The 6,937-nt window shown below is 38.0% G+C and carries 5 protein-coding genes; 1 reads left to right on the top strand and 4 read right to left on the bottom strand.

The annotated features are described in order from the left end of the window. Positions 1 to 94: 94 nt before the first annotated feature. From ABS766_RS08965 to ABS766_RS08950, 4 genes are all read right to left on the bottom strand, one after another. A complete protein-coding gene (locus tag ABS766_RS08965; RefSeq protein WP_408084801.1) occupies positions 95 to 1,573 on the bottom strand; it encodes a serine hydrolase in 1,479 nt (492 codons plus the stop codon). 84 nt (positions 1,574 to 1,657) lie between these two features. Further along, a complete protein-coding gene (locus tag ABS766_RS08960) occupies positions 1,658 to 2,233 on the bottom strand; it encodes a helix-turn-helix domain-containing protein (RefSeq protein ID WP_408084800.1) in 576 nt (191 codons plus the stop codon). A gap of 828 nt (positions 2,234 to 3,061) precedes the next feature. Beyond that, positions 3,062 to 3,253 carry a hypothetical protein gene (locus tag ABS766_RS08955; protein WP_408084799.1) on the bottom strand — a complete coding sequence of 64 codons (192 nt, stop codon included), beginning with the start codon at positions 3,251 to 3,253 and terminating at the stop codon, positions 3,062 to 3,064. 362 nt (positions 3,254 to 3,615) lie between these two features. Then, on the bottom strand, positions 3,616 to 4,344 hold the full coding sequence (locus tag ABS766_RS08950) for a GntR family transcriptional regulator (RefSeq protein WP_408084798.1): 729 nt from the start codon (positions 4,342 to 4,344) through the stop codon (positions 3,616 to 3,618). 226 nt (positions 4,345 to 4,570) lie between these two features. On the opposite strand from ABS766_RS08950, the gene ABS766_RS08945 reads away from it, so the two are divergent. Further along, positions 4,571 to 6,925: a GH92 family glycosyl hydrolase gene (locus ABS766_RS08945; RefSeq protein ID WP_408084797.1), complete on the top strand. Its 2,355-nt coding sequence runs from the start codon at positions 4,571 to 4,573 to the stop codon at positions 6,923 to 6,925. Positions 6,926 to 6,937 lie beyond the last annotated feature (12 nt).

The raw sequence follows: 6,937 nt of genomic DNA, 5'->3' as shown, positions 1-6,937 counted from the left end.
AGAATAAAGGGAACCCGCGGGCTCCCTTATTTGTTTAAAAAAAATAGGGCTGACTCACTTTTGAGACAGCCCCTTTAAAATAACTTTCTTTAGGTCACTCATTATTTTCAATGTCAATCAGTTTCTTTCCTTTTTCTCCTAAGTAGTGAACAAGTAATTCATTGTAGAGTTTATAGCCTACATCAGAATTAGTGAAGATTAGTATCCCTTGATTGGTCTTTGGCAACAAGAACGTAAGGCACTGCGTTCCGTTGTCTGAACCTCCATGAGAAATTGCATATTCACTATTTCCTAAATCGTATAGTTCTAATCCCAATCCAAAGTATTTATTCTTTTTCGTTTTTACCTGCGGCTTTATCATTTCCTGGTATACTTCCTTGTTTAGGCTTTCACCGTTCAAAATACTGACAAGGAAGGTCCCATAATCTGCAATTGTAGTATGCAGGTCATCAGCAGCATTTACTGTTTGATTTTTTGCATTGCTGTAAAGCTTTCCAGTGGCATCATGGCCAGAAGCAAATCTTGATGAATAATTTTCATCATTCCACAGGTAAGAAGTGTCATTTATATCCAATCGTTCAAACACTAGTTCTTTTGCCAATTGCTCTAAGGATTTTTTAAATTTTATTTCAATCGCTTTACGTAAATATTCAAATCCTTCCCCTGAATATTGATATTTAGTACCGGGTTCAAATTCAAAGCTTAGCTTATTCTCTGTGTTAAGGTATCTCCAATTAGGAAATCCGGTTTGATGACTTAAGACCATTCGTGTAGTGAGCTTTTTGTGCCGGGGATCATTTTTAACATCCGGGTCTGTCCAATAGTGAAAAATAGGCTCATCAAGTTTCCACTTCCCTAAGCTTACCAATTTTAAAGTTACCATTGCTGTTATCGTTTTTGCAAGCGATGCCACATTAAATACAGTATTATAAGGAGCTGCAGTTCTCTCTTTAAGTTCGCCGTAAACTTTCACTTGTTTCAGTTTACCTCCTTCTATTATGCCAAGCCCCAGTGTTTTTATATTGTTTCGCTTCAGCCAGTTTTCAATTTCAGTGTCATTATCGAAAGATGATGGCATGATATCACCTGAATAAGATTGGTGGTCATAGCTTAAGGAAATCGCCAATTTCCATTTCCCGTTTTCCAACTCCCAAATATTAGAAAATTTTGCAACACCTGGTGTATTTTCTGTATTATCATAAAACAGGTGGGTTCCATCCTGCACAGCACCGTATATGATACCATCTTTATATAAGGGGTATATTTTCGTACTTCCTTTTTCCAGAATTCTTTTTACTTGCCTTACCCCCGGATTCTTACACAGTCCATTTTCTAGATCCTTTAAAAATTGCTGTTTGTTTGAGACTCCGTTTTTATCATGTAAAAAAATAAGTTTATCACTCAATAAATTTTCGAATTGAGTAATGTCACAGTTGTTAAATCCTACCGAAAAAAGCAGGCTGTCTTTTTCTAAAATAGTCTTGTAAAGTAAATCAGAACTGTTAAGTTGGGCGCATGCTACTTTTGAAAAAAGCAGGAAGAACATACATACTAACTGGATTTTTTTTGCCATTGTCTTTTTTGACAAAGGTTGCAATTCCAATAATTACCGCAAAAAAAACAAGGCGCCAATAACCCGCCAATTGCCTGACACTATCTATATAACACTGAATTTCAATCTGAACCGTAATTTTTTATTCCGGTCTAATTCAGCAAGATTAGCAAGTATAAGAAACACATTGGATAATGCAATTGCAGCGATTAGCACAATTGTAAAAGAATGTCCCAGTTTTAATAATATCCCCAGGATAAAAAAGATTGGAGCAAGTACTGTCCACAGAATCTGGAGCGATATAATTTGTTTTAATAGAAGATTATTTTGACGAAGTAAACGAGACAATATAAATGGGACAAGTATATTTAGCGGTGGTAGTATAACAAATAGAATCGAAGAAAGATTGATTAGTTTCAACCTTTGGTAATCTATATGAGCCGATAATTCTTCGACTTGAACATGATTTTCTTCAACTCTGATATCTTCAGTTTTAACTGATACTCCAGATAATTCATTTTCTGCTACGTTGAGTGCTTTTGTAAGTGCTTTAAGGGTATGTCCTTTTGGTATTACGCCAGATTCTATTCTTTGAATAGTCCGGACCGAAATCCCGGAATTTGCAGAGAGTTCCTCCTGTGTTAAATTTTGTAGCTCTCTTATTTGTTTCAATTTAGACATACTGATTCTTAAAATTCAATAGTAACTGAATAATTGTATAGTATTACAACTGTAATTAATTACAGGGAAGTAAATATACTAAAGAATAAATAATCCAAAACCTTTTTTGCTTTAAATGGGTGTAACCATAGTAAATTACAATTGTGTCATCGGTGATGACACAATTAAGTCAAACCAACAGCTCAAACTCACTTCTATACCCAGGATGATAGGAAGGTGTGTATTTTATTATTCCCAGTTCCTGAAGCTCTTTTAAATATTTATGGTATGATGGGAGCGTCTTAATATGTGACAGTGCCATTAGCTTTCTCCTACTCACATTAATGGTTTTGGATTGTTTTTGTCTTGCGGCTAAAGTTAGTATAGCGGTTAGGAGTGCAAAATGCCAGACGTTGAGCCTGGCATCATTTCCAATTTGGAAAGATGGTTATGAATGGACTTTGTTTTCATTCATCAGTTTCCGGTAAATAATTTCTCTAAGTCTCCCCTGTAGTAGTAAGAGCCTAAAACCTTTTTAAATCGTACCTGCCCGGTCACCCTCAGGTTTTGTAAAGAGCCTGCCGACATCGTCAGCATTTTTTTGGCAGCACGGCTTTTCAGCCATTCTAACTGGTCATCTTTTTAATCTCGGTTTTTAGTTTACGGATATCGTCAATAATCATAAGGCTGTACTGCCTCAAATCGTCTTTAGTTACGTGCTCGCTCATAATTCACCCTCATTTGTAATTCGACATTTTCTCAGAATGTTGCCTTTCAGCAACACGTAGCAAATAAAATTACATACAGGTTCGGATTTATCATAGTCAAAATTTACTCTTGATTTCCTTCTTAATTATCCTTTTCTCTAAGTTTCAAATGTAATTTGTAACAACTACCCAATACCTGAAATTCCTCCATCGGCATAAGTTCAAGGGCAATTTTAAGGACATCGGCAATGGTAAGTGCCGAAGCCATTTTCCTGTCATTACCACTTTCTTCCATAGCGTATAAGGCAGTCATACATACCTGTATGATGTCCATAACAGCTAGATTAAGATTGCTAGCTGCTAAAGAACAGTTTGGCTGTATACATATAATATCCTCTCGGTCATTGTAGGGCTTCAGCATATTAAACTGGGTTGCCATCTCCAATTTTTGCGCCAGGTCTGAAAGTGGTATAACATAGATGAAACAATCTTTTATGTCGACTATGCGGGAACGACAAGACGGTAAATAAATTATTTTTAGGTTGGACAGTTTTAAATACAAATAAATTTCTGGCCCTCTATTAGACCGCCCCATATGAACTTAATAGCTCAAAACAATCTAAAAGTGGCATAAAACCAATCTTTATAAAGGAAAAATTAACATCAAAAACCTATCGTAGACTATTGCAATTCCAATTATCGTTCAAATTCAAGCGTATAGATAAAGCTGTCGGCTTTATAATAGCCTACATTCCATTCGAGCGGGCGTGTACCGGGATCGTAAACAAAGCGCATTCGTTTTAGCACCGGTTCGCCTGATTTAATTTCGAGTTTCTCCGCTAAAAAAGGGGTGGCCGCTATGGCACTGATTTCTTCTTTAGAAAAATTTGCAACCGAGTTATAATCACTTTCTAAAATGTCATACAACGGCCTTGTAAAATCCTCATTGCCGGTTAGTCCTATCCTTGGGTGAAAATACGATATAAAGTAAACAAAGGGGTATTCTTCTTTTCCGCGCAGGCGTTCTAATTTTAATATTTTAATATTTTTAGCAATATCAAAAAACAGGCACAGTTGCTCATCGGGGTACACCCAGCTTATGTGCAGCTCGTAGTTTTTTATGGTAACACCCAGAGTTTTCATTTCTTGGGAAAAGCTTTGCCAGTTTTGGGCCTTAGAGTTTATTCCGGTTTTTTTTACAAAGGTGCCTACGCCTTTTTTACGCACCAGTAAACCTTCAATCATAAGTTTGTTTAACGACTGTCTAAGTGTGCTGCGTGATATGCCTAATTGTTTAGACAAATCCATTTCGTTGGGCAATTTTTTTCCGCTTTGGTATTCATCCGCCCTTATGGCTATCCTTATTTGTTCTTCTATCTGGATATGAAGAGGTATCGGACTGTTATGATCTAATTTTATCTTCATATTATTTAATTCTTCCGTATGGCACTATTGAACTGACGTATTTTAATACACTCATAGGTACAAAGTTAATTAATTTCGCACGATTAAAAATAAGATTTTGTTATATCAATACAATTACTTTACTTTGCTAAAACGATATTGTATATACATATGTACAATATAAAATGACTTGTTTTAAAAGATATAGTATACTTTACGCAATTTGATAATCGTTAAATAATATAATATGAAAAAAAATATAAGCATTATATTACTGCTTATGGCGTGTTTTGCTTCACAGTTTACGAACGCCCAAAAAAAATACAGCCAGTTATCAGATTATGTAGACCCTAATATAGGTACGGCACACAGCCGCTGGTTTTTTTACACTCCCGGCGCTATGCCTTTTGGCCTGGCAAAACTCGGCCCATCTACAAACGCGCACTTAGGTAACATTCAGGGGTGGGAGGCTACAGGGTACGACCACAGAGATAGCTCTATAGAAGGTTTTGCCTGTTTACACGAATTTCAGGTAGGGGGTATTGTAGTAGCGCCAAGTGTAGGCACACTGCAAACCATACCGGGAAGCCTTAAAAATAACGATGAAGGTTACAGATCTGCTTTTGACCGTAAAGATGAGCATGCAACATCAGGCTACTATTCTGTTTTATTAAAAGATTACAACATTAAGGCTGAACTTACTGCAACAAAGAGAGTGGGTTTTCAGCGTTATACGTTTCCTAAATCAGCACAGTCGCATATTATATTCGACATCGGCAACAGACAGGGGGAAAGCGGTGCGGTAAAAGATGCTAAAGTTACCATTAACAAAGACGGCAGTATAGAAGGGTATGTAATAACAACGCCCGAATATGTAAAGAAATATCAGGAGGGTGCTGAGGTTGCCATGTATTTTTATGCAGTACTGGATAAAAAGGCTTCAGCATATGGCGTGTTTAATAAAAACGACAGGAAAGCCGGCGAAAAAGAAATTGCCGGTGAAGGTTCAGGCGCTTACTTTACATTTACTACTAAAGAAAATGAAGCTATAACCGTTAAAATAGGGCTGTCTTTTACCTCTGTGGCTAACGCTAAGCTAAACCTTAATGCCGAGGCTAAAAAACTTAATTTTGACAAAGCCAAAAAGCAAAGCCTGGCTATGTGGAACGATTATCTGGGAAGGATAACCGTTGAAGGAAAAAACGAAACGGATAAAATTAAATTTTATACCGGTTTATACCATGCGCTATTGGGGCGTGGCCTGGGTAGTGATGTAAATGGGGCTTACCCTATGAATAACGGTAAAGTGGGGCAAATACCTTTAAATGCTAAAGGGGTTCCTGAATATAATTACTACAACAGCGATGCAATATGGGGTGGTTTCTGGAATCTTACTCAGTTGTGGGCACTGGCGTACCCGGAATATTATGCCGACTGGGTACAGGCACAATTGCTTGTTTATAAAGATGCAGGCTGGTTAGGAGATGGTATCGCATCTGGCAAGTATGTTTCGGGAGTGGGTACAAACTTTACCGGACTGGCTATAGCATCGGCCTACAACAGCGGCATAAGAAATTATGATGTTGATGTAGCGTATGCAGCGGCGCTTAAAAACGAGCTTGAATGGAAGGGCCGTATAGAAGGTGCCGGAAAAATGGACGTTAAACAATTTGTTGAGCGCGGCTACTCGCCACAAATAGACGATATCGGTTTTAACACCACTACACAGGGCTCAGGGTTTTCGGCCTCACATACCCTGGAGTATTCTTACAGTGCCTATGCCGTAGCGCAGTTTGCAAAAGCACTGGGCAAAACTAGCGATTATGAACAACTCATGAAATTATCAAACGGCTGGAAATTGCTGTACGACAACGAGACGAAATTTATAAGGCCAAAATATGCTAATGGAAATTTCGTGTCGAACTTTGACCCATCACAACCGTGGCGCGGTTTTCAGGAAGGAAACGCCTGGCAATATACTTTTTATGTTCCCCACGCTGTTGATGAGTTAGTAGCAACATTAGGTAAGGATACCTTTAATGAAAGGCTTGAGAAAATATTTGAAATATCACAGAAAAATGTTTTTGGTGGCGGTACTAAAATAGACGCATTTGCAGGCCTCTCTGGCTACTATAATCACGGTAACCAGCCTAACCTTCACATATCGTGGTTGTTTAACTATTCGGGCAAGCCTTATCTAACCCAAAAATGGGTACATGCCATATGCGATGAGTTTTATGGTACTGAAGGTATACACGGCTACGGCTACGGGCAGGATGAAGACCAGGGCCAGCTGGGTGCCTGGTATGTAATGTCTTCTATAGGGCTGTTTGATGTAAAAGGTTTAACAGACATCAATCCGTCGTTTCAGCTAAGCAGCCCATTATTTGATAAAGTTTCGATAAAACTTCCCGCATCAACAGGTCGTAAGCCTTTTACTATTGAGGTAAGCAATAACGAAAAGGCTAACGTATATCTTCAGGATGTATCGTTAAACGGTAAAAGCCTGGATAAGCTTTCAATAGGCCTAAGCGATGTCGCAAAAGGTGGTACATTAAAAATGTCGGTAGGGGCAGAGCCCAATAAAAAAAGGACTGAATAATAGTCCATTTAA

Source organism: Flavobacterium rhizosphaerae (assembly GCF_046000445.1).
Classification (GTDB): Bacteria; Bacteroidota; Bacteroidia; order Flavobacteriales; family Flavobacteriaceae; genus Flavobacterium; species Flavobacterium rhizosphaerae.
The sequence above is the reverse complement of the archived record's forward strand: the minus strand, read 5'-3'. Positions and strand labels throughout refer to the sequence as shown.